The organism is Ruegeria sp. S84, assembly GCF_056583445.1.
This window is the reverse complement of record NZ_CM152618.1, coordinates 2757985-2779733: the sequence shown is the minus strand read 5'-3', so window position 1 is coordinate 2779733 and position 21749 is coordinate 2757985. Positions and strand designations below refer to the sequence as shown.

Below are 21749 nucleotides of genomic sequence, written 5' to 3'. Positions count from 1 at the left end.
CATGACCGGAGACCCGCGTGCGCAACTGGATCACGGCTATTGTCTTCAGCTTGCTGCCCTTGGCAGGACAGGCGCAGGATACTGGGCTTAGGAGCCTGGAAACCACCGATGCTGGGCGCGAGTGGATGGCAGTTGGTCGGCTGGATATCGACGGCACCGGGTTTTGTACCGGATCGCTGATATCTCCGACTCTGGTACTGACGGCTGCGCATTGTCTGTACGACAAAACCACGAAACAGCGAATTAATCCGGCCCGGATCGAGTTTCTGGCCGGTTGGCGCCTCGGTTCCGCCTCGGCTTATCGCCCGGCGCGTCGAACAGTGGTTCACCCCGACTATGTGTATGAAGGCAATGTTTCTGCAACGCGGGTGCGTCATGATATTGCGCTGATCGAGCTGTGGCAGCCGATCCGCAACACCTCGGTCATTCCTTTCGAAACCGGACGTCGTCCTGCCCGCGGTCAAGAGGTGGGGGTTGTCTCGTACGCGCATGACCGCGCCGAAGCGCCAGCACTGCAGGAAGTCTGTTCCGTCATTGGGAGACAGGCTGGAATTCTGGTTATGTCCTGCAACGTGGATTTCGGGGCATCCGGCGCGCCGATCTTTTCGTTTGACGGTGAGCGGCCCCGCATTGTGTCGGTCGTTGCAGCGAAGGCCGAATTGCAGGGTCAACGCGTTGCGCTGGGCACCGCCTTGGATGAATCGCTGGAATTGTTGCGGGCCGAGCTTTCGCAGGGGCGGGGTATGAACGCCACATTGGACAACAACACCAAAAACCTCGGAGCAAAGTTCATTAAGCCATGATGCGTGTTTTTCTAAGTATCACCTTGCTTGTTTCTATTCTCGTAACTGCCGCACAGGCCCAGACCAGCGGCAAGCGCCGACTGACGGATCGCGATGATCTGTATGGGTGGGAGGCGGTCGGACGTCTGGATATCGGCGAACAGGGCTTTTGCACCGGTACTTTGATCGCAAAGGACATCGTGCTGACAGCGGCGCATTGCGCTGTGAGCAAGGCCACCGGAAAACCCTATGCCCCCGGTGAATTGACCTTTCGCGCCGGTTTGAGCGACGGTCAGGCGCTTGCGGATCGCAAGGTCATCCAGATTGCGACCCATCCCGATTTTGTTGCCAATGCGCCGGTATCGGCGTCACGTGTTCGAATTGATGTGGCTCTAATGCGGCTGGAAGAGCCGATTCCCTATTCGATTGCTGATCCGTTCGCCCTGCACAGCGGCCGCGTCAGCGACAGCGAAATCAGCGTCGCCTCGTATGGTCGCGGTCGGGCCGAGGCGATCACGCGCCAACGCTCTTGCCGCATCCTGCAACGCGGGCAGGGGCTGATCAGCTTTGATTGCGATATTACATTCGGTTCGTCGGGCTCCGCTATTTTAGCAAAAAAAGGCTCGCGTTGGCAGATCCTGTCGGTTGTTTCGGCGGGCGCATCGGATGGTCAACGCAAGATCGGCTACGGGATGGAGCTGTCGGGGATTGTCTCGGAACTCAAGGCGATATTGCGTCGTGACGCGCCCCGACCCACGGCAACAATCCGCAGATTGCAGCCGGGTTCAGCCAAGTCCAGTTCGGGTGCTAAATTCCTCAGCGCGGGCGGGTCTTGAACCCAGTCCTTTTACTTCCCATCTGAGTTTTACTGGATCGCCAAAGCTGGGGTCCGGCATAAATCACCGCCCGTCCATTTCGGAGGGCAATTTCGTGAATCGCTCAAAGATGAGGATACGACATGCGTACATTTGACTTCGCACCACTTCACCGCGCAACCATCGGTTTCGACCAGATTGCAGACATGATGGACCGGGTTTTGACCAATGACGTGGCTCAGCCCAGCTATCCCCCTTACAACATCGAAAAGACCGATGCTGATACCTACCGCATTTCGGTCGCTGTTGCAGGGTTTTCCGAGGCCGATCTGTCGGTTGAGGTAAAGGAAAATTCTCTGGTGGTTTCCGGCAAGAAAGCTTCGGACGAAAAAGAGCGCAGCTACCTGCACCGTGGCATCGCCACCCGCGCGTTCGAGCGCCGCTTTGCTCTGGCCGACCACGTTCGTGTCACCGGCGCGAGCCATGAGAACGGCATGCTGAACATCGATCTGAAGCGCGAAGTGCCAGAAGCCCTGAAGCCGCGCCGGATCGAAATTTCGTCTGGCAAGGCCATTGAAAAGGACGTGGTTGACGCCAAAGCCGTGAACTGAGGCCGTTGATCACTTAGCGACAGTCCCGCCTCTCTGGATTGTCGCACCACACGCCCCGCGTTCCTCCAGGCGCGGGGCGAAGTTGTATCCATCGCAACACGGACATGGTGGGCAACACGTTTTCACGAAAATCTGGCAATAGTTTAGGTCGTCAGGCTAGTCTCTTCTGGAACACTTCAATGAACTGAATTTTGTTCACTGCCTACAGAGGGAGACGAAATAGATGCGAATGAAATCCGTTTTTGCCGCTATAGTCTGTGCCGTTGTTGCATCGACCACACTGACCGCGACATCAACCCGTGCCAACGATACAGGAGCGCTTATCGCTGGGGTCGCGTTGGGTGTGCTGGGAGCGTCGATCGCCAAACACCATCACAAGCACGGATCAAAATACCAGAAGCACCCGCACGTTTCGCCCGAGGAGAATGCGATCGGGCTTTGTATGCATCGGACCCACACCGCCATGAGCAATCAAGGCTACTATGCCGTCGATTTTGAGCGGACGCTTTCCTATACGACAAATTCTGATGGCATCGATCTGATTGATTTGGAGGTCGCGCGCTCAAAGGACAGCAATGATGCTCGGAGCCACATAAAAGCCCATTGCGCTATTCAAGATGATGCTGTGGTCAATTTCCGGTATTCGAACTACTGAGCTTACCCATCGGCAGCTTCAACTTAAGAAATCCAAGAGCTTCTATTTTCCCTTCTGAAAACCAGCGGGCAATGTGTCTCGGCCTTGTCTCTGCGTCTATCTTTTTAGCGTCGAGTTTGTCACAGTCTTGGTGATTTGGAGACCCAAGGGGATGTAAATTGCCATAACATTCCCTATGTCATTGGATGATAAGAAGAATAGGGATAGCAGATGTCGAACCAGCAATTCGAAGCATTGATTCAAGAGACGCAACAGAAAGTCCGCGAAAGCCAGTCGCAGATTGAAGGCTTGACCTCACGGATCGAAGCGGCGCGTGCCAAGATCGGAACCGCAGAGGCAGATATCGACATTGAAAATGCCACTTTGGAAGATGTGCACGCCCATACCGAGGTGATGAACGCCAACATCGCTGAGCTGATCATGGGGCTCGACGACGTGACCAACGCGTTTTCCAAGGATTTCGACGAAATGCGTTCGAAAACCGGGTGGGAGTCGTTCGTCGGCATCTTCGCCAAGGCCAAATCCGAGTCCATGCGGCAGGAACGCATGCGCACCGCCAATATTGATGACAAGCTGCAGGACCTGATCGCCAAGTCCGATGTGATCGTAAAGTTGCTGGAAGGGCAGTTGTCGGTACTGGAGGAACAGCGCGTCAAGGTCGAAGACAACCTGACTGTCACGCTGGATGACCGTGAGGCGACGGTGGCCGAGTTGGAAGCACTGCGCGCCGAGATTCAGGGTATGGACCCGACAATCATCACGCTGGAAAACAAAATCAGCGTCGAACAGGACGCCGCCGCGCGGACCCAGCTGGAAACTGAACTGGCCGAGCTGAACAAGCAATACAACGCCAAGGTTCAGGAAGAGCAGGTCAAGCTGGCCAAGTCTCAGACGTTGGAGCGGTACATCGAAAAGGGTAAAACTTGGGTCGATTCACTCCAGAATCAGGCAGCGACGCAGATGGTGCTGATCAACAAGCTGCAGACAGACACGCAACAACGCGTGGTGCTGTATGACGCCCTGACCAAATCGCTGAAAACTGCACAGCAGCAGGACGTGGCCCACCGCATCAACGAGATCGGTGTGCAGACCGATCAAGAGGCGCAAACCGCCATGGCCGCCATCGGCACCGCGACCAACCAGAAAATGGCCGACATGCTTGAGGCGCATGAGGACCACATGGTCTTTGCCCGCGACGTGCTGGAGAAAAAGGCCAAGGCGGATGAGCGGTTCGCGCGGCGCTTTGCCTCGATTGTCGAGAAGCATGACAAGAATTTGTATGGGGGGTAAATGGCCTCTTTCATATTGATGTTTGGCCCAATGGTCGTGTTGATACCGGTATTGGCAATTGCGTTGGTTGTTTATGTACTAGCACTGTGGGTTTTGGCGCTTTTGGGCCTGCACAATGCCGCCAACGTGGAGGGTGTCGCAGTTACTTTCGGAGTGCTGCTATTACCGGCCTACGTCTATTTCGTCGTCCGTATTGTGGTGCCAGCTTTTTGGTTCGGCATGGTGAATATGTATGAAGAAATACTTCACAGTGATGGTATGACGTCAGCCGAAGCCTTTGGTTTTTGGCGGGATCGTTTCCGGCTCGTCTTTGAAGATTGGGGCAGATACAGGAAATTTATCCGTGGTCGAAACTAACCCCACCAAAGACCATGTCGGCTTGACCGACACTTTCGCCTCACGCCGCTATTTCCGCAAATTCGAGGTGATCACCGTCCACCTGCTGCGCGTGGCTGCGACGATGGAGGCGGAGGGCGCAATCAGCAAGCAAGAGGTGCGGATCGTGTCGCGCTACCTCTCGGGACTGCTCTATACGTTCCGCGCGCTTTCCATGAAATACCTGCTGGTTGGGCGCGATACGGGGCGGTTCTTTGGCAGCCTTGCGATGGACAAGCGCGACAGCGGATTTCCGGTGGCGGCCGAGCTGCTGACCATGGCCAATGACGCGCAGCAGGCGCAGGTGCATCTGGCGAATATGCCGTCCGAGGATGACCTAAAAACTGACATGGTGCGTACGATCATTGGCGATCAGGAAATCCCCACCAAGCTGCAATTCGCGCTGTCACAAAGGCTCTACTATGAGGAATTGCTGAAAGGTCAGCTGTTCTGGGCCCGCAACGATCCCGAGTGCCACTGGATCGGGAATGAGGGCGAACGGCGGAAGTTCATGATCCACTGGGCGGTCTATGACAGCCAGATCAACCTGCCAGTGATCTACCTGATGCAACTGGAGGACAGCGGCAAAACCGCCCTTCCCAAAGACCAACGCCGCTGGCCCGAAGTGCAGGCGCATCTGATGGCGCAGTCTCTGGGCGGGTTGAAACTAGTGACCATAGCCAAAGGGTTCGATCAGGATTTCGACGACCTGCACCCCAAACACCTGCGCCGCATTCATGTGGGGCCGATGTATTCCTCCGCCTTTACCGAACAATCCGGCCCCCTGCGGCAGGTGCTGGAGGATGCGCAATCTCCGCAAGGTCAGGATTGGGCGCTGGCCTGGACCACGGAAGAGCTGGAAAGCGAAGATGTGATCGAAGAGCGGGCCGGATGGTTCTCGACCGTCGAACGCGAGGTTTTTGCCTTGGATCCGTTCGGCGGGCAGGGGGCCGAAACCGGGGCCACACGCACCCAACGGTCGATCATCTTGCCCCAGCGTCCGTTTCAGGTGCTGGCCGAGCGTAACCCTCCAGGGTTTGCCGATGTGCGCAAGTTCGTGGTCAGCAAGTCAGGGCAGGTGTTGAGGTATTAGTTTCGCCTTCGGCGAGAGTATTTTTGAAAAAGATGAATCAAGGGCGGTTTTTGAGATGAGTTTGACGTCAGATCAGATGGAATTGCGCGAGGCGGATATTCGCAAGCATTACCCGGCAGCGACCGCCTTGCTGAATGGGTTCGAACACGCGCCGCGGATTGCCAAGGCGGTGGAGACGTCGACGGAACGGTCGCCGGGGGTGTCGACCGGACGGAGGTTTCGATCCACCACGCCGGGTTTGGTGACACGGCGCACAGTGCGCGCAGACGGGGTGCATTTGGTCGAACGGATCGAAGCCTCGGATGATGGCGATGCGCTGGTCTCGCCACCGCAGGCCACAACGCAGCAGGCAATCCGCCGTGCGGTTGCCATCGCTCTGGCGGTGAGCGAGGCCTACGCCGAACAGACACCGTTGGCAGACTTGAAACGCGCGAACCTTGCGGGCGATTTGCCCGCCGCGCGAAAGACCGAATTCTCGGAACTGCTGACTGCCGAGGCTCTGATCACCTCGCACACCTTCGGCAATGCGCTGGCGTACTTGATCTCCTCGCATCTGGGAGAGACCACTGTCGATATCGGTGAGATCGAAGAGGTCCTGACCGACAACGGCCAACTCGCCTTGCACGGCGCGCTGTGGGAGTTGGACCAGACCCTTGCCAAACACGCCCCCGATGATGCCCACCTGATCGCGGCCACCAGCGCTTATGCCGAGCAACTGTTGGAAAAGGTCGCTCTACGCGCCCAGTCCGCAGGCCATCTAGCACCGTTCCAGAGTGCCGCTTGGCATATCGAGGCAGATGATCTGACCATCCGGGGCTTCGAACCGGCATCAAAGGCCAAATCCACCACCCTGACCATGACGTTCAAGAAACCGAACGAGGTGGTCGGCAACCATATCGCCAAATATCAGGCGATGAAGCTGGCCAAGATGGTGATGGCCTATGATTTCGACCGCCGTCTGAACCCGTTTGCTGAGCTTGGCGGGTTCATCTTTACCTTCATGGGCGACGGCAAACCGGGCACCGGCAAGACCACTCTGATCCAGATGATGGCCGGGCTGATCAACGACTATTGTCAGAACGCAGGCTATCCGTTCCGCTATCAGAACCTTAGCACCGACAATATCGACAGCTATCAGGGTAAATCCGGCCAGAACGCCAAGGCCTTTATCAACACGATCGTCGACCCCTCGGTCATCGGTTTCGGCACCATCGACGATATCGACCAGCTGGCAGGCAAGCGTGGCGACCGGCAGTCCAGTGCGGGCCAACTGGAAATCACCGCCGTTCTGATGGAGAGCTTTGCGGGGGCCAACACCGTCGTGCGCGGCAACTGCACCTTTGGCATGTTCTCGAACTACCCAGAGAATGTGGACGACGCCCTACGCCAGCGGGCGGGCGCGCGGTTCCTAGTGGACGGTCCGCAAACGCGTGAGGACTACATCGACATCCTGCACCTGCTGATGGGCCGCAACCACGACATTCCGCTGGGCGAACACGACGCCTATGCCGCGCAGGAGATCAAAAAGGCCGTCGTCGCCAGTTTCGAAAGCCACGCCCGCCCGCATGAGGATGCCCTGCTGCAGGTCTTTGACCGCGTCTCCGGCGAGATCGGCCAGATGGACACGATTGCCAAACTGGGCACCTACCTCAAAGCGATCCAACAGGCGGATGAGCGGTTCACCGGGCGCGCGATCAAGAACATCACCGACGCGGTCAAGGTCCGCGCGATGGATTTCGAACTGCCCGATGAGTGGATGGAAAACCCCGACCTGTTCCTGTTCCGCGACTACGACAGCAAGAAAGCTATGATCGAGGACCTGCGCCAGCCGATCACGGTGGAAATGGTAATCCAGGAGATCAACCGCTACGCCGACAGCGAATTCCGCTATGCCGACAAGAGTGACGAGGTCGCCATCGAAAACGCAGTGCGTGAGATGGGTCGGATGGAAGAGGCCAAGCGGCGGTATCTGGAGGGGAAGGGGTGAATTATTTGATCGCTATAGGTCTGCCTCTTCTACTGAGCACTGTGGTTGCTATTCCAATAGGGTTCCGAGCCTATCGAACATCTCGTGCGGCTAAAGAAAGCGGAAAGAAATGTTTTCTTCCTTTCTTCGTATATGGCGCGGTTTGCGCTGTTCTGGCAATTCTTACCAGCTACACTTTGATGGATTTTTTTGTCGACCGATTTGCCGTGGACGTTGGCAACGCAAATCCCGCAGATGTAATGGTCTATTTTCAGCTACAGTTCTGGTTGATTGCAGTACCCCTTGGTTTCGCGATCATTTTTGCATTTGCAAAAGGACTGCGAGCATGAGTTTCGAATTCTTGGAGTACAGGTTTCTGTTTGAGAGTGATATCGCGGCGCAGCCGCGACGCGCCCGACCCGGCCCCCAGGGCGGGCGCGTTCCGCACCCACCCTCAGGCCGGGCGCATCGCTACCGTTGCGCGGGAAGGCAATTGTTATGATCCGCCTCATCGAAAAAGGCCTGATGTTCGGCAATCTCATCCACATCTCCAGCCCGGCTCTGGTCAAGCGGTATAACCGCGCGCTGCAGCATCTGACGGGCAAGACTACGGCGTTAACGGATTTCCATGTCGATATCTCGGGCTATTCGCCGGAGGTGGGGATTGAGCTGGAGGATGAGCTCTACCTCAACCCCAACGGGGTTAACCGGCAGTTCATCCTGCTGACGACCGAGCAGAAACGCGCGCCCCTGCTGAACGTCAAATTCTCGACCTCGCGCGATATCCTGCGTGACTTCATCGAGATGAACGAGGCGCAGCTGTTTGCCCTGACCGCCACCGATGCGGTGGCCGGAGAGCTGGTGAACTCGGTCATCAAACTCACCACGCCCCGCGATCTGCTGAACCTGCGCAAGATCGAGATCGAGGCCGACACCGCAGGCGGCACTCTGCGCAAAGCGCAACAACTGGCGGGCATGGTCGAACGCTTCAAAACCGAAGAGGACGCTTGGTTCGACGATGTGCTGATCGCCAAGATGATCGAAACCGCCAAAGAAACTGGCGACGTAACGCGCAATCCGGTGCGCCTGCGCCATACCGCTTTCGAGCAGCGCAACTTCTGGACGGCACACTTTGGCGGGCTCTACCTGTTCCCGGTTATGGATCACCCGGCGGCGATTTGCATGGGCGAAAAGCCTGACGATATGCCGATCAAATACATTTTTGACCCGTCGCAGCGGAACCAGATTGCAAAGTTTCTCGACTTCAACGATCTGGTTGAACCTATCGTTAAGGCGCGCGGCGTGGATGCCGCAGCGATCTTACAACAGAAGATGGACTTTCTGACCATTGCTGCGGCTGCTGACGCAGATGTTGATCTGAGCGGGCTGGATCGCAGCGATATGCGACGACTGGCCCGCAACCACGCGGATCGCCTGCCCGAAGCGTACCACGGCCTCGCACAACTGTTGCGCTGGGCGACAGATGGTGGGCGCTGGCCACGCATCACCTCGGATCATCCCGCCTATTTCTACACATTGCGCGCAGCCGATACGCCGAACCGCGATCTGGTGAATATGCTGTTGACCGAATTGGCTCCGCTGGATCCGCGGCAGATGTTCATCTGCCACAAGGAATTGTTTTATAGTACTTACAGGACCTGGCCCGAGACCAAGAAAGCCTATGTTGCCGACTTCCTTGCCCGCGAGTATCAGGTGGACAAGGCAGGCGCGCGGGCGGCTTTATTTGGTCATGAACCGGATATGTTAGGCAATGACCGGGTCAGCGAAACAGTGATCGCACGGGTCGGCCCTTGGGGCGCGGTCAGGAGAGATTAAGATGTTCGGAGCGATGCGCCTGTTTCTGATCCTGCTGGTGATCCAGACGATTGCCTATTTCGCGCTGTCCTTTTATTCGCGAGGAGTTAGGCGGCGAAAGTTGGAGACGTGGTGGGACGAAAAGGGCAAAACCGGTAACAAACAAGCGTTTGTTGCGCGTGGTTTGCACGTCTACGACAACTCATTCCGGCGCAAACTGATTTTGGGTGTCTATATTGTACCTTGGGTGGCGATTGGCGCGCTGATCTACATCGTGAATTACATGTGAGGGTTAAGGCATGGCCTATGTGAAATGGGCGTTCATTATCATCTTCTGGGGCACGATCGCCGTGATCTTGCAGTATTCCCTACCGCAGCACGATGTGGTGCGGATCGTCAACACCTATGAGGAACGTCAGGACCTGACGGACTGGACGCGAATCTTCTGGTCCGAGCCTGAAGACCAATCCACCAGCCTGTCAAACCGCGATGTACAGTTCATTCAGGCCGTACGCGCCAACGGGAAGCCGATTGTCTATCGCAACGAAGACACCGGTTGGGGCTGGCCGCCTTATTTCAAGTTCGACACTGCGAACCTTTACACCGAGGCCAACGATGCCAAGTCGACCAAAGATAACCCCGATTGGGTGGTCGTAACGCACTACGGCTGGCGGAATGAATTCATGTCGATTTTTCCCAACGCAATTTTCATCCGGCATGTCGAGGGGCCGGATGTCCGCATCATCCCGTGGTTCAATATTGTCTTCCTGACTGTGTTTGCTGCGCTGGTTTGGGCCATCTGGGTTCGATGGCGGCGGTTTCGGCAAAAGAAGATCGATCCTGTTTTGGAGAACATGGAAGATGGTCTTTACGCCGCTGGTGATGCAATAGATGAAAAGCGCAAGGGCTTTCGCCGCTGGCTGGACAGTTGGAAATCCAAGTAAAGTGCTACGCCAAAAGGCGTGCGCTGTGGTCTGACTGCTCATCTCACGATGAACTCTGCATGAAGTGCCCCGGCAGCTTTGATGGTTTTCAGGATGTCGATCATATCACGTGGCGACACGCCCAAGGCGTTCAGACCGGCGACCACTTCGGATAAAGTGGTCGCCTCGGGGATTTCTGCAAGCCCGGTTCCTTCTTCCTCTTCGATCCCGGCAAAGGTGCGTGGAACAACGACGGTTTCACCCCGCGCAAACGGATTGGGCTGAACGGCAATTGGGGCTTCCTCGACGGTGAGAGTCAGGTTGCCCTGCGATACCGCCACGCGTGAAATCCTGACGTCCCGACCCATGACAATTGTGCCGGATCTCTGATCCACCACGACGCGGGCTTTGCTTTCGGGTTCGACCAGAATATTTTCAATACGTCCAATCGCATGCGCGGTTGATACGGCCCGCGTCGCCTCGACGCTTAACTCCACAGTGCCGGAATCGCGCATGAGTGCGACGGCGCGGTTGAACTCCCTGTTGATGGCGGCCTCAATGCGGCTTGCGGTCGTGAAATCCGGTTCTCTCAGCGCCAGTCTCAGTTGAGTCAAATCAGCAAGCTGAAAATCAATCTCACGCTCCACCCGCGCGCCCGCGGGTATGACACCCGATGTCGGCACCCCACTGACAACCGACGCTGCATCGCCCTCAACCGCAGCGCCTCCGGCAAGCACTGTCCCTTGTGCCACGGCATAAATCTGACCATCCGCTGCATTCAGGGGTGTCATGATCAATGTCCCCCCAAGAAGCCCTTTGGAATCTCCGATGGCAGAGACAGTAACGTCAATCTGACCTCCGACACGCGCGAATGGTGGAAGGGTGGCGGTGACCAATACGGCGGCGACGTTTTTGGGGCGAAAATCTTCGCCATTCACGTTTACACCCAGCCGTTCGAGAATGTTGGACATAATCTCTTCGGTGAACGGAGAATTGCGCAAGCCGTCGCCGGTGCCATTCAGGCCAACCACAAGGCCGTAGCCAACCAGATCATTGCCGCGGACACCGTCGAAATCCACCAGATCTTTCAGGCGTATAGCCCCGGCATTGGCAATGCACGGTAAGACTATCAAAAGGAATGCGAGTATCTTCATCTTAAGAAATTCACCAGTGACAGGTTGGCATTGCGAACGGTCACGGAATACAGACTCTCCAGTTGGAACTGCACGGTTTGCAACTGTGCCGCAGTCTCATAGGGATCTGCAGCGATCAACGCATTGCGCGCATGCTCAGCGCTGGTCCTTGCGGCGGCGTTGCGCGTTGCGGCTTGCTCTACACGCGCCTCTGCCGCGCCGACCTGGGCGCGCAAATTGACCGTCGCATCCTGTGTATTGGCCAGCTCAACACCAAGCTGCGTGAACAATGCGGTTCGTAGATCAGCCGTCCATCCAAGCGCATCATCTGTGGCCAGAGCCGCAACCGCAACATCGCGCAAAGCGTCCTTGAGCGTGGGGTCTGTCGCAGTGATCGGAAGCGTGATCCGCTCGTTCTCGGAAATCTGCATCGGAGCCAAGGTGTCTGTGCCACCTTGATATATCACCGCATCAAATCCGGCGGGGTCGTTGAACCAATCCTCAGCGGCCTGTTGGATATCTGTTAGGGAGGTCAGCCCTATCAATTCGGCCTGCAGCGCTGTCAATAATGTTTCAGCGGAGGGCAGAGGTGAGACGTCAGTCGATGTTCCAGAATACAGGCTGCGCCCTCCCGCCCGCGTATTCAGGGCTGAGATCATTGTGTCGAGCTCATTTCGTGCCTGAACCGATGCTTGTTCATGTGTCACGGTCTGGTTCGCCGTGCCGAATGATAGCAGCGACGCTGACATCTCGGCGACCGAGCCGCTTAGCGTTGTCAGGCTCAATTGCATTGCGTCCGTGAATAGCCGCGCCTCGGCGGTTGCGATGGAAAGCGCGTCCAACCGTTCCAGGCTGCGATCTAGATCCAGTAGATGCGAGTAATCACCACCCAGACGGCCCGAGATATCCTGCACCTTGCCGGTGGACATCTCATACGACAGTGTTTCGATTTGTGATTTGATCTCGGCGCTGCGAGTTCTGAGGGTAAGACCGCGGGCCAGATCCCCGATCGAATTCAGTGTCATGTTCATAACCTCAACAGGGTATCCATCAGTTCATCCACGACAGCGACGATGCGTGCGTTTGCGGCATAGGCCTGCTCGATCTGAATCAAGCGCTGCAGTTCCGCGTCACTGTCAACACCTTGCTCCGCGACGATTTTTTGCATCTCCAGCTGCGCGTTTGCTGCAAAACTGCTGCGCTGGTCAGCTGTGTGTGCGTTTGCCCCGGCTTTGGAAAGCAACGCCTCGGCGATCTCCGCCGCGCGCATCGTGCCTGTCCCAAACCCCACGCTGGGGGCCGGGCGCGAGTCGGTCAGAACGGCCCCAAAAGCTTGCAACTGGCTGGCATCACCCGGCGCACCGGGGGTCAATGCCCCCAGACCCGCGCGTAATCTCCAGCTGTCACCCCCTGCATCCGGGTCGACCACAACATTTAGTGAGATGCGCGACGCAAGACCGGTTTCAGAAACCGGATCAAAGCGGCTGCCGTTATCCGTGAAGACGCCCGGATCGGTCGCGGCAGCGGTCGGGTCCAACCCGGTGGTTTCAAAGCGCTCGATCAGGTCGCGGGCGACGGCGTCCAGATCGGCTTGCGCTTCGACGGTCAGTTCGTCGCGGACCGAGAACTGGGCCATCAATGCGCCGCCTCGGATTTGGGCGAACTCTCCGCTCACGCGAACGGGTCGGCCGTTGATCTCGAGCCCGGACAACAACCCGTTGCCAACGGTCATATACGGCATGGTATCGCCTGTGGTCGAGAACGAAAACTCGGCCGCGGTTCCTTCCAGCAGGATCAACCCGCCATCGGAATAAAGGGAAATCTGATCATTATCGCGCGCGATCGCGTTGACAGGCACCAACTCGTTGACTTGATCGACCAGAATCTGACGATGATCCAACAGCGCGCCAATATCACCGCCCGAATTGCGGACAGCGGGGATACGAGCATTCAGTTTCTCGATGTCTTTCAGAGTCTGATTCAGCGTATCGACCTGTTTGCCTATCGTGCGATCCGCATCGGATCGCATTTGCCGCACCCCTTCGGACGCTGTATTGAGCGCTGTGCTCAATGTACCGCCTGCACGGGCGGCCTGATCCAACCGTTGGGCAGAGCCGGGCAGGCTTGCAGCTGTAATCAGGCTGCTTTCGAATTGGGCCAGTCTGGCCGAGATCGAAGTGGCATCGTCGGCTGCCCCCAACAGTTTCTCGTAACCTGAATGAAATTGCGCCACGGTTTTGGCTGCCATCAGGTCTGCATCGGTCGCACGGCGGTTTGCGATCAGTACCGGATCCTGGTGCCGAGTGATACCAACGACACGAACGCCATTACCGGAAACTGTGCTGGTCGCCAGTTCAAGCGATCTGCGGGCATATCCCGGGGTCAACGCGTTGGCGATGTTTCCTGAAACCACTGCCGCACCACGGCTGGCTGCGCTCAGCCCGCCCAGAGCGTTGTTCAGTGCTGTCGACATATTCATCGGACGCATCCCTTTTGTTGATCAATCATCAGATCAGCGTTTGATATTGGTGGTTTCCTGTAGCATCTCATCCACAGTCTGAATGACCTTGGCGCTTGAGGAGTAGGCCCGCTGGGTCTGGATCATTGAGGTCAACTCGGTGGCGACATCGGTGGTCGATTCCTCGCGTGCGAAAGACACGAGATCGCCTGTCGGACCTTCACCCGCGTTCCATAAGAAAAAGGTGCCGCTGTCGCGCGAGGGGGCATAGGTCTGACTGTCCAACGCCGTCAGGCCGTTTGGATTCGGCACATCGGCCAGTGGAATCTGGAACATCCGGCGACTGACCCCAGTATCATAGAAAGCATAGACATAGCCGTTCTCATCAACCTGTACGCTTGTCATCGTGCCAACGGCCGAACCATCGCGTGTGATCGAAACCGGAGCAAAGGTATCGGAAAGCTGTGTAATGCCGTCCGCATCGCCGATCTGGCCGATGTTGATCTCCATTGGTCCGCCGGCGACGTTGACGACAACGCTGCCGTTTGCCGGGTCATAGGCACCGCCGGTCACGGCGGTGACGCTGGCTAGTGTACCACCGGCTGTACGGCTATCGGTGAAGGTCAGGGTATATTCTCCGATGACAGCGCCGCCCGAGGCTGAATCGCGCAATGTCATGGTCCATTCATTGCTGCTGCCGGTTGCAGGAACGGTGGGGACCAATTCGATATCGACGCTTTCAGACTTGCCCAAATTGTCAAAATACTCGACCGACAAGGGCTGCGTGTCACCCGGAGCACCGGCGTCAGTCGCTGTTGCAGGCAGGTTCATCCGCAGGTTCATGGATGTTGTGGGGGCGCCCGAAAGTTGATTAACGCTTAGCTGAATGGGTTCCAGAGCGGCGGGCGTATCCCTCGGGACGCTGGGGATCGAGCCATCTGGATTGGCACGCCAGCCAAGAAGTACAAGGCCGGATTGTGTGACAAGATACCCCTCCTCATTGGTGCGGAATGAGCCTGTCGTGGTCAGCAGCATCTCATTTGAACCTGACGCGATCTGCGAACTGGGACGGACAGGCAGCATGCCTCTGCCGCGCACGGCCAGATCGGTTGAATTGTTGGTGGTTACCAGCGATCCGCGCTGATCTATCAGGCGTTGGCTGGTGGTTCTGACCCCGCCTGCCGAATAGCTGCCGCCCTGACCAGATGTGACCATGGAGTGAAAGTCGGTCTCGACCCTTTTATAGCCAAATGTCGATGAATTGGCGATGTTGTCAGAGATCGCGGCCAGCCTGTTGGCGTTGGCCTTCAACGCTGCCACACCGGCATTCAGCGAAGAGGATATGGTCATCGGTACGCCCTTTTGTTGCGTCATTCGTTGATGCAACACGTACCGCACTGGCCCTTAACAGCCGGCTAACAGCTAAAATGCTGTCTATCCTTTACCCCTTAAGGGTTGCGTAAAAAGATGATCTCAATCCGATTATTGCGTATCGCCATGGGGTTTTTATCCGAAAGCTCTCGGTCCGCGTGCCCAGTCACGCGGTCCAACCGCTGTGGCTGGATGCCTTTGTTCTGCAGCAGTTGGCGGGTGCTTTGCGCCCGCGCGGTCGACAGATCCCAGACCGGGTTATTCGCCAACACGACGGGCGCAGACCGCACATGCCCTTCTACCGCGATTGCGTTTGTCACCAGATCAGAAGACCGCGCTACCAAAAGTGCCAGCGCGCGCATCATTTGGGTTGGCGTGTCTGTCCCCGATTCGAACAACGGTTGATCCTCAGTGGCGAACAGCTCGACCACCAGCCCTTCGTCGGTGACGCGGGTCACGATGTGCTTGCGCATCTTATCGGACACAAGGCTTTCCCCAGCGCGCCCCAACAACTGCGCCTCGAGCGACGAGAAATCTTCGAACGCACCCTTACCGCCGCCTTTCGCATCCACGCCGGTTGATCCGCGCGCCTGTTTCGCCTCGGTGGGGTTCCGATTGCTGGCACCTGATCCATCCATAACCATGGTTTTTTCCGAAAACATGTTGTCACCGCCGAAGGCACCATCGCCGCCGCCCGAGACCGGATTGACCGGAATCGTGGGCGAAAAATAATCCGCCAGACCCTTGCGTTGCGTCTCGGTCGTTGCATTCAGCAGCCACATCAACATGAAGAACGCCATCATGGCAGTGACAAAGTCCGCATACGCGACCTTCCACGCACCACCGTGGTGAGCATCGCCACCCGATACACGTTTCTTCTTGATGATGATTGGCGCCGCATTGGATTGCGCACCCATCTCCACCACCTTCTATTCACCCGCTTACTGGCCTAGCAGGGCAGGTGTTAAGGTGGTCTTAACACTTAAAACTGTTCTGAATTCTAAGACTGCGACACCGGGTTTACACCAGCGCGCCTTAAAATCAGAGATAATCGATTAAAGCTGTTTTCGATACCATCGGGATCGGCCTTCGCAAAAAAGCTATCTAGCTCTTCGTGGACCCGGACGGCGCGATCCAACAAAGGATCTGTTCCTTCGGCATAGAGACCGGCTTTGATCATCACCTCAGATTGCTCATAACTGCCGACCAGCTTGCGGGTTTCTGTAATCAACTGGTTCTCATCTGCGGTCGCCGCACCTGGTAGGCTGCGTGATACGGATCGGCTGAGGTCAATGGCCGGGAAGCGCCCGCGTTCGGCGATGTCCCGGCTCAGCACGACATGTCCGTCCAAGACGCCGCGCAGAATGTCCGCAATGGGCTCGTCCATGTCAGAACCCGCGACAAGAACACTGAAGACTGCGGTGATGTCACCTTGATCGGCAGTTCCGGGACCCGCCCGTTCGCACAGGTTTGCAATCAGCGGCGTGACCGATGGCGGGTAGCCACGTAGCGATGGGGCCTCACCCATTGCGGCAGCAATCTCGCGGTGCGCTTCGGCAAAGCGGGTAACTGAATCGGCCAGAAACAGAACGTTTAACCCTTGATCCCGCAGGTATTCCGCCACCGACATGGCCGACCATGCGCACCGTCTGCGTATCAGGGCCGATTGATCCGAGGTTGCGGCCACGACGACGGATCGTTTCAGACCTTCGGCACCCAGGGCGTTCTCGACAAACTCATTCACTTCGCGCCCGCGTTCGCCCACTAATGTAACGACCACCGCATCCGCCTGGACTGAGCGGGCAAGCGTCGCCAGAAGTGTCGATTTGCCAACGCCTGAACCAGCGAACAGGCCGATTCGCTGACCCTGGACAATGGGCAGCATCGTGTTGAGGATGGCCAACCCGGTTTCCATACGACCACCCAGCGGCTTGCGCGATACCGCGGTTGGCGGGGCCTGTATAAGGTCACGTTCAAGCGTGCCAGGCAGTAGGGGCTTGCCGTCCAGAGGTTTGCCAAACGGATCGATCACCCGCCCAAGCCAATGCATTCCGGGCGCAAAGGCAGGCATCTGGTCGAGAGAGACCTGATCCCCCAGGCTTACGCCATCGGGTGCGGAGGCTGGCAGCATATGGATCGCGCCTGATTCGACATGCAGGACCTCGCCCGGCAGGTCCGGGCCTTTTTGTCGGCGCAGCGTCAGATGATCCCCGATCCGGGCTTGGGCGGTCAGACCATCGATTTCAACCACGCCGCGCGCAACACCGGTCACACGCCCGATATGGTGTACCGCCGACATCCTATCGAATTCGCATTTCAGACGCATCGGATCGAGATCGGCCATCGCAGGTCCTCCAAATAGATTTGTTGAAAACGGTTTCTAAAGGAATCGGGGTTAAGCCTTGATTGAAATTGATCGAGGGAGAAGCCCCGATGTTCAATGACCTGAACGTCTTTAAGACTGCGTACGCAATGGCAACCCATGCCGGACAACGGCAAGCGGTTGTTGCGCGCAACATGGCCAACGCGGATACGCCGGGATACAAGCCCCGCGATATTGAAGCCTTCCAGACAGCGTTTGAAAACACGAGCCGAGAGGTCGCGATGACCGCGACTCGGACGGGTCATCTGAATGGTGATGTGCGCGCTCAGCCTTGGGCTGAATTCACGGTCGCGGCTTCGAGCGATCCGAATGGCAATGGTGTTTCATTGGAAGAAGAGATGCTGAAAGCTGTCGAGGTCAAGCGACAACATGACCGGGCATTAGCGATCTACAAGTCTTCAATCGGTGTGCTGCGCACGAGTCTGGGCCGGGCATAGGGGGTTTCACGATGAGCGATTTTTCCTACTCGTTGGACGCGTCGGCTAGCGCACTGCGTGCGCAAGCAGCGCGGTTGCGTCATGTGTCCGAGAACATCTCGAACGCCGATACGCCCGGATACCGGCGTAAGACAGTCCCGTTTGAGACAGTCGAACGGGACGGAAAAGAGATGGTCCAGGCGGGGCGCGTCAAACTCGATCGTCGCGACCTGAGCCGAATTTATGATCCTGGCCACCCTATGGCTGATGAGACTGGCCATTACAGAGGATCAAACGTCGATCTGATGATCGAAATCGCAGACGCCCGAGAGGCGCAGCGCAGCTATGAAGCCAACCTCAAGATGTTCGACCAGACCCGGCAGATGTCATCGAGTCTGATGGATCTACTCCGTAAATAAAGGAATACCAGAATGGATGTTCGCTCACTTACCGCCGCGCAGAATTATACGGGCGCGCGCCCTGCAACGCAGGCCGCCCCCGAACATCAGGGGACAGCGCAAGGGCTGCGATCCTCGTTTCAGGATTTCGTGGCGACGCTGAAACAAAGCGAGCAAGTCACGCAATCTTCGATGGTTGGGCAGGCCGACCCGCACGCTTTGGTTCAGGCGCTGGCGCAGACAGAGTTGGCAGTGGAAACGGCTGTGATTGTTCGGAACAAAGTCGTTGAAGCCTATCAGGAAATCTTGCGGATGCCGGTCTGAACGATGCTGAGCGAAGGTCTGTTCTACGACATCGTGCGCCAGGCGCTTTGGGTTGCAGTCATCACGTCGGTTCCGATCCTGGCGGTGGCGCTGATCTCGGGCCTTACAGTTGGTTTGTTTCAGGCGCTGACCTCGGTTCAGGAGATGACCCTGACCTTCGTGCCTAAGCTGATTGCAATCGTGGTCGTGTTCTGGATGTCGATGGGCTTCATGACCCAGACCCTTGTTACGTTTTTTACCGGGACATTGGTCCCGCTTATTGCCGGAGGTCGCTAATGGACACCGCTTATGTCACCTTGTCCCGCCAATCCGGTCTCATGGATGAGATGCGAATGGTGGCCAACAATATCGCCAATGCCAACACGACCGGGTATCGTCAGCAGGGGTTGGTGTTCTCCGAATTCGTCCGGGATATGCCGGGCAATCCTTCACTATCGCTCAGCCGTGCGCAGGTTCGAAACACTTCTCTTCAACAAGGTGTGCTGACCGAGACAGGCGGGTCCTTCGACTTTGCCATCGAAGGGGACGGGTTCTTTATGATCGAAACGCCCGCAGGGAACCGCCTGACGCGTTCCGGCAGTTTCTCACCCAATGCTGAGGGCGATCTGGTGACGATGGACGGGCACCGGGTTCTGGACAGCAATGGCGCGCCGGTCTTTGTCCCGCCCGACGCCGCAACGATCGATGTTGGCAGCGACGGCACGATGAGCGTCGATGGACAACTTCTGAGCCAGATCGGTGTCTACAACGTCGCCGATCCCGAAAACCTGGTGCGCGAAGGAAGCACACATTTTCGTGCAGGCGGGCAGGTGGACCCGGTGGACGAGCCGGTCGTGCTGCATCGGTTCCTCGAAGGATCGAATGTCAATGCCATTGGTCAGGTGACCCGGATGATTGAAATTCAGCGGGCCTACGAGCTCGGGCAGAGTTTTCTTGAGGCCGAAGACGAACGGGTTCGCGGGGCGCTTAAGGCATTGATGCGCTGATTACCGGAAGGAGAATACGACATGCGAGCATTGAAGATCGCGGCTACGGGCATGACCGCACAGCAGATGCGGGTTGAGACAATTTCAAACAACCTCGCGAATATGAATACAACCGGCTACAACACCCGCCGGGCCGAGTTTGCCGATCTGCACTATCAACAGATGGCGCGCGCCGGGGCGGTCAATGCCTCGGATGGAACGGTCCTTCCGACAGGTATTCAGCTGGGGTTGGGCGTGCGCCCTGCCGCCGTCACCGTACAGCTGGAACAGGGTGGGCTCTCGGCAACGGGCAGTGATCTGGATGTCGCCATTGAAGGGCGAGGTTACCTTGAAGTCACCATGCCGAATGGCCAATCCGCCTTTACCCGAGACGGAAGCCTGAAACGTTCGGCCGAAGGTCTGATCGTAACTTCTGATGGCTTTGCCGTTGCCCCTGAAATTACCATTCCAGACGATGCCAGATCGATCTCAATCAATGCGGCGGGTGAGGTCTATGCCTATTTCGATGATACGGCCGAGGGGCAGTTGCTGGGCGAGTTTACGCTGGCCAGCTTCTCGAACGCCAAGGGTCTTGAGGCGATTGGTAGCAACCTCTTCAAGGAAACCGAAGCCTCGGGCGCTCCGGTTGTCGGCACCCCGGGCGAAGATGGGCTGGGCACATTGCGGCAGGGCTATCTTGAGGACAGCTCAGTCGATGCGGTGCGCGAGGTCACGGAACTGATCGAAGCGCAGCGTGGCTATGAAATGAACGCCAAAGTTATTTCCGCCGTCGACCAGATGATGGGCGCGACCACGCAGGTGCGGTGATGCGTCTGTTAACCCTCATACTATGCCTGACGCCGATGCCAAGCTTGGCCGAGATCGTTGTGCCGACCCGCACGATCCGCGCCAAAGAGGTCATTGTCTCATCCGACCTCGAAGTAAAAACCTCTGAGGTCAATGGGGCGGTTCGTAGGCCAGAGGATCTTATCGGTCAGGAGGCACGTGTTGCGCTTTATCCAGGTCAGCCAATCCGCCCTGCCGATGTCGGTCCGCCTGCGATCGTGGACCGAAACGATCTGGTGACGCTGGTGTTCGATCACGTCGCGCTATCGATCACTGCCGAAGGCCGCGCGTTGGGGCGGGGCGCAGCAGGCGAGCGTATCCGTGTCATGAATCTGGCGTCTCGCACAACAGTAACGGGCGTAATCCGTCCCGATGGACAAGTTGAGGTTAAATGATGCCGAGCCTTTCGAAACCCCTGCTATTTGTCGTTCTGAGTGTTGCGGCGTGTGGACGATTGGACCACCTTGGCAAGCCGCCCAGCCTGACACCAAACACGGAATCGCCTGAGCATGTTGCGATGCTGTGGCCCGGACTACCTTTGCACAGCCAGCCTCAGCGAACCGTTGATCAGTCATCTTTGTGGAGTGGCGGTCAGCATTCCTTGCTTGGTGATCAACGGGCGATGAAAAAAGGGGATATTCTGACAGTCGTGATCGAGCTGGATGAAAAGGCCGAAATATCCAACGACACCAACCGGTCGCGGGCTGGGTCAGAAAGTCTTGCGGTGCCGGAACTCTTCGGCCTTCCTCAGCGCGCAGGTGAACGACTACCTGAAGGGGCCTCACTTGATGATGCCGTTTCAATTGACTCGGCTTCGGTCAGCAAAGGCAAGGGATCGGTCAGACGCAAAGAAAAATTGACCTTGCGCGTGGCGGCAACGGTCGTCGACGTGTTGCCAAACGGTGTGCTTTCGATTTCTGGATCGCAAGAACTGCGGGTGAATTTCGAACTTCGGGAACTGCTGGTCTCGGGCTATGTCCGCCCCGAAGATATCTCGCGCCAGAATGAAATCACTTATGACAAGATCGCGTCAGCGCGGGTGTCTTATGGTGGCCGCGGGCAGATCACGGATGTGCAGCAACCACGCTATGGACAACAGATACTTGATACCTTGCTACCTTTCTGAGGGC

Annotated in this window: 26 protein-coding genes; 20 read left to right on the top strand and 6 right to left on the bottom strand. The window is 57.2% G+C overall.

Translation table 11 applies throughout. The features are described 5' to 3' along the window. Positions 1-17 precede the first annotated feature (17 nt). The 12 genes from AC1DFB_RS14015 (at position 18) to AC1DFB_RS13960 (ending at position 10346) form a co-directional block, all read left to right on the top strand. Positions 18-803 (top strand): trypsin-like serine protease, encoded by a 786-nt coding sequence (locus AC1DFB_RS14015; protein WP_170395202.1) that lies wholly within the window; start codon positions 18-20, stop codon positions 801-803. Then, entirely contained in the window at positions 800-1618 is an 819-nt protein-coding gene (locus AC1DFB_RS14010; protein ID WP_480886176.1) for a trypsin-like serine peptidase, read from the top strand. The genes AC1DFB_RS14015 and AC1DFB_RS14010 overlap by 4 nt, the downstream gene beginning before the upstream one ends. Before the next feature lie 122 nt (positions 1619-1740). Beyond that, positions 1741-2208 carry an Hsp20 family protein gene (locus AC1DFB_RS14005; protein WP_170395206.1) on the top strand — a complete coding sequence of 156 codons (468 nt, stop codon included), beginning with the start codon at positions 1741-1743 and terminating at the stop codon, positions 2206-2208. A gap of 223 nt (positions 2209-2431) precedes the next feature. After that, entirely contained in the window at positions 2432-2863 is a 432-nt protein-coding gene (locus tag AC1DFB_RS14000; protein WP_170395209.1) for a hypothetical protein, read from the top strand. Positions 2864-3073: 210 nt separating this feature from the next. Next, positions 3074-4153, top strand: coding sequence for a coiled-coil domain-containing protein (locus AC1DFB_RS13995; RefSeq protein ID WP_170423295.1), 1080 nt, complete (start codon positions 3074-3076; stop codon positions 4151-4153). Continuing rightward, positions 4154-4510, top strand: a complete 357-nt coding sequence (locus AC1DFB_RS13990) for a hypothetical protein (RefSeq protein WP_170423297.1) — start codon at positions 4154-4156, stop codon at positions 4508-4510. Continuing rightward, a complete protein-coding gene (locus AC1DFB_RS13985) occupies positions 4497-5621 on the top strand; it encodes a hypothetical protein (RefSeq protein ID WP_480921506.1) in 1125 nt (374 codons plus the stop codon). The genes AC1DFB_RS13990 and AC1DFB_RS13985 overlap by 14 nt, the downstream gene beginning before the upstream one ends. Before the next feature lie 55 nt (positions 5622-5676). Then, positions 5677-7608, top strand: coding sequence for an AAA family ATPase (locus tag AC1DFB_RS13980; protein WP_480921505.1), 1932 nt, complete (start codon positions 5677-5679; stop codon positions 7606-7608). Then, on the top strand, positions 7605-7937 hold the full coding sequence (locus AC1DFB_RS13975) for a hypothetical protein (RefSeq protein ID WP_170408696.1): 333 nt from the start codon (positions 7605-7607) through the stop codon (positions 7935-7937). Before AC1DFB_RS13980 ends, AC1DFB_RS13975 begins: the two co-directional genes overlap by 4 nt. Positions 7938-8085: 148 nt before the next feature. Beyond that, positions 8086-9423: a DUF6638 family protein gene (locus AC1DFB_RS13970; protein WP_480921504.1), complete on the top strand. Its 1338-nt coding sequence runs from the start codon at positions 8086-8088 to the stop codon at positions 9421-9423. Between the two features lies 1 nt (position 9424). Next, positions 9425-9691 carry a hypothetical protein gene (locus AC1DFB_RS13965; RefSeq protein WP_480921503.1) on the top strand — a complete coding sequence of 89 codons (267 nt, stop codon included), beginning with the start codon at positions 9425-9427 and terminating at the stop codon, positions 9689-9691. Positions 9692-9701: 10 nt separating this feature from the next. Beyond that, positions 9702-10346: a DUF1523 family protein gene (locus tag AC1DFB_RS13960; RefSeq protein WP_170395244.1), complete on the top strand. Its 645-nt coding sequence runs from the start codon at positions 9702-9704 to the stop codon at positions 10344-10346. Positions 10347-10384: 38 nt separating this feature from the next. Here AC1DFB_RS13960 and AC1DFB_RS13955 read toward each other — a convergent pair whose 3' ends face one another. The 6 genes from AC1DFB_RS13955 to AC1DFB_RS13930 form a co-directional block, all read right to left on the bottom strand. Continuing rightward, positions 10385-11479, bottom strand: coding sequence for a flagellar basal body P-ring protein FlgI (locus tag AC1DFB_RS13955; RefSeq protein WP_170597146.1), 1095 nt, complete (start codon positions 11477-11479; stop codon positions 10385-10387). Next, complete coding sequence (locus tag AC1DFB_RS13950; RefSeq protein WP_480921502.1) at positions 11476-12483, bottom strand: flagellin; 1008 nt, start codon at positions 12481-12483, stop codon at positions 11476-11478. The genes AC1DFB_RS13955 and AC1DFB_RS13950 overlap by 4 nt, the downstream gene beginning before the upstream one ends. A 2-nt stretch (positions 12484-12485) precedes the next feature. Then, positions 12486-13937: a flagellar hook-associated protein FlgK gene (gene flgK / locus AC1DFB_RS13945; protein WP_480921501.1), complete on the bottom strand. Its 1452-nt coding sequence runs from the start codon at positions 13935-13937 to the stop codon at positions 12486-12488. Between the two features lie 33 nt (positions 13938-13970). Continuing rightward, positions 13971-15266, bottom strand: a complete 1296-nt coding sequence (locus tag AC1DFB_RS13940; protein WP_480921500.1) for a flagellar hook protein FlgE — start codon at positions 15264-15266, stop codon at positions 13971-13973. Between the two features lie 98 nt (positions 15267-15364). Further along, a complete protein-coding gene (locus AC1DFB_RS13935) occupies positions 15365-16204 on the bottom strand; it encodes a flagellar motor protein MotB (RefSeq protein ID WP_170636512.1) in 840 nt (279 codons plus the stop codon). A gap of 83 nt (positions 16205-16287) precedes the next feature. Further along, positions 16288-17613 (bottom strand): FliI/YscN family ATPase, encoded by a 1326-nt coding sequence (locus AC1DFB_RS13930; protein WP_480922619.1) that lies wholly within the window; start codon positions 17611-17613, stop codon positions 16288-16290. 107 nt (positions 17614-17720) lie between these two features. Here AC1DFB_RS13930 and AC1DFB_RS13925 point away from each other — a divergent pair, with 107 nt between their 5' ends. Genes AC1DFB_RS13925 through flgH form a run of 8 tightly spaced genes read left to right on the top strand, consistent with a single transcriptional unit; the run spans position 17721 to position 21745 of the window. Next, entirely contained in the window at positions 17721-18107 is a 387-nt protein-coding gene (locus AC1DFB_RS13925) for a FlgB family protein (protein WP_170567490.1), read from the top strand. An 11-nt stretch (positions 18108-18118) separates the two neighbouring features. Further along, the gene (gene flgC / locus AC1DFB_RS13920; protein WP_170395265.1) at positions 18119-18505 is read left to right on the top strand and encodes a flagellar basal body rod protein FlgC; all 387 of its coding nucleotides are present in this window, start codon (positions 18119-18121) and stop codon (positions 18503-18505) included. 12 nt (positions 18506-18517) lie between these two features. Beyond that, positions 18518-18808, top strand: coding sequence for a flagellar hook-basal body complex protein FliE (gene fliE, locus AC1DFB_RS13915; protein ID WP_170408685.1), 291 nt, complete (start codon positions 18518-18520; stop codon positions 18806-18808). A 3-nt stretch (positions 18809-18811) separates the two neighbouring features. Beyond that, on the top strand, positions 18812-19084 hold the full coding sequence (locus tag AC1DFB_RS13910; protein ID WP_170395271.1) for a flagellar biosynthetic protein FliQ: 273 nt from the start codon (positions 18812-18814) through the stop codon (positions 19082-19084). Next, the gene (locus AC1DFB_RS13905) at positions 19084-19794 is read left to right on the top strand and encodes a flagellar hook-basal body complex protein (RefSeq protein ID WP_170423319.1); all 711 of its coding nucleotides are present in this window, start codon (positions 19084-19086) and stop codon (positions 19792-19794) included. Before AC1DFB_RS13910 ends, AC1DFB_RS13905 begins: the two co-directional genes overlap by 1 nt. Positions 19795-19815: 21 nt before the next feature. Further along, positions 19816-20601 carry a flagellar basal-body rod protein FlgG gene (gene flgG / locus AC1DFB_RS13900; RefSeq protein ID WP_170395277.1) on the top strand — a complete coding sequence of 262 codons (786 nt, stop codon included), beginning with the start codon at positions 19816-19818 and terminating at the stop codon, positions 20599-20601. Further along, positions 20601-21014 (top strand): flagellar basal body P-ring formation chaperone FlgA, encoded by a 414-nt coding sequence (gene flgA / locus AC1DFB_RS13895; protein ID WP_480921499.1) that lies wholly within the window; start codon positions 20601-20603, stop codon positions 21012-21014. Before flgG ends, flgA begins: the two co-directional genes overlap by 1 nt. Then, positions 21014-21745: a flagellar basal body L-ring protein FlgH gene (gene flgH, locus AC1DFB_RS13890; RefSeq protein ID WP_480922618.1), complete on the top strand. Its 732-nt coding sequence runs from the start codon at positions 21014-21016 to the stop codon at positions 21743-21745. The genes flgA and flgH overlap by 1 nt, the downstream gene beginning before the upstream one ends. The last annotated feature ends 4 nt before the right edge of the window (positions 21746-21749 follow it).

Excerpts from the sequence above, each read along its gene's own strand:
- AC1DFB_RS14010 (WP_480886176.1), top strand. The coding sequence starts at position 800 with ATGATGCGTGTTTTTCTAAGTATCACCTTGCTTGTTTCTATTCTCGTA.
- AC1DFB_RS14005 (WP_170395206.1), top strand. The coding sequence starts at position 1,741 with ATGCGTACATTTGACTTCGCACCACTTCACCGCGCAACCATCGGTTTC.
- AC1DFB_RS14000 (WP_170395209.1), top strand. The coding sequence starts at position 2,432 with ATGCGAATGAAATCCGTTTTTGCCGCTATAGTCTGTGCCGTTGTTGCA.
- AC1DFB_RS13995 (WP_170423295.1), top strand. The coding sequence starts at position 3,074 with ATGTCGAACCAGCAATTCGAAGCATTGATTCAAGAGACGCAACAGAAA.
- AC1DFB_RS13990 (WP_170423297.1), top strand. The coding sequence starts at position 4,154 with ATGGCCTCTTTCATATTGATGTTTGGCCCAATGGTCGTGTTGATACCG.
- AC1DFB_RS13980 (WP_480921505.1), top strand. The coding sequence starts at position 5,677 with ATGAGTTTGACGTCAGATCAGATGGAATTGCGCGAGGCGGATATTCGC.
- AC1DFB_RS13970 (WP_480921504.1), top strand. The coding sequence starts at position 8,086 with ATGATCCGCCTCATCGAAAAAGGCCTGATGTTCGGCAATCTCATCCAC.
- AC1DFB_RS13965 (WP_480921503.1), top strand. The coding sequence starts at position 9,425 with ATGTTCGGAGCGATGCGCCTGTTTCTGATCCTGCTGGTGATCCAGACG.
- AC1DFB_RS13960 (WP_170395244.1), top strand. The coding sequence starts at position 9,702 with ATGGCCTATGTGAAATGGGCGTTCATTATCATCTTCTGGGGCACGATC.
- AC1DFB_RS13955 (WP_170597146.1), bottom strand. The coding sequence starts at position 11,479 with ATGAAGATACTCGCATTCCTTTTGATAGTCTTACCGTGCATTGCCAAT.
- AC1DFB_RS13950 (WP_480921502.1), bottom strand. The coding sequence starts at position 12,483 with ATGACACTGAATTCGATCGGGGATCTGGCCCGCGGTCTTACCCTCAGA.
- flgK (WP_480921501.1), bottom strand. The coding sequence starts at position 13,937 with ATGAATATGTCGACAGCACTGAACAACGCTCTGGGCGGGCTGAGCGCA.
- AC1DFB_RS13940 (WP_480921500.1), bottom strand. The coding sequence starts at position 15,266 with ATGACCATATCCTCTTCGCTGAATGCCGGTGTGGCAGCGTTGAAGGCC.
- AC1DFB_RS13935 (WP_170636512.1), bottom strand. The coding sequence starts at position 16,204 with ATGGGTGCGCAATCCAATGCGGCGCCAATCATCATCAAGAAGAAACGT.
- AC1DFB_RS13930 (WP_480922619.1), bottom strand. The coding sequence starts at position 17,613 with ATGCGTCTGAAATGCGAATTCGATAGGATGTCGGCGGTACACCATATC.
- AC1DFB_RS13925 (WP_170567490.1), top strand. The coding sequence starts at position 17,721 with ATGTTCAATGACCTGAACGTCTTTAAGACTGCGTACGCAATGGCAACC.
- flgC (WP_170395265.1), top strand. The coding sequence starts at position 18,119 with ATGAGCGATTTTTCCTACTCGTTGGACGCGTCGGCTAGCGCACTGCGT.
- fliE (WP_170408685.1), top strand. The coding sequence starts at position 18,518 with ATGGATGTTCGCTCACTTACCGCCGCGCAGAATTATACGGGCGCGCGC.
- AC1DFB_RS13910 (WP_170395271.1), top strand. The coding sequence starts at position 18,812 with ATGCTGAGCGAAGGTCTGTTCTACGACATCGTGCGCCAGGCGCTTTGG.
- AC1DFB_RS13905 (WP_170423319.1), top strand. The coding sequence starts at position 19,084 with ATGGACACCGCTTATGTCACCTTGTCCCGCCAATCCGGTCTCATGGAT.
- flgG (WP_170395277.1), top strand. The coding sequence starts at position 19,816 with ATGCGAGCATTGAAGATCGCGGCTACGGGCATGACCGCACAGCAGATG.
- flgA (WP_480921499.1), top strand. The coding sequence starts at position 20,601 with ATGCGTCTGTTAACCCTCATACTATGCCTGACGCCGATGCCAAGCTTG.
- flgH (WP_480922618.1), top strand. The coding sequence starts at position 21,014 with ATGCCGAGCCTTTCGAAACCCCTGCTATTTGTCGTTCTGAGTGTTGCG.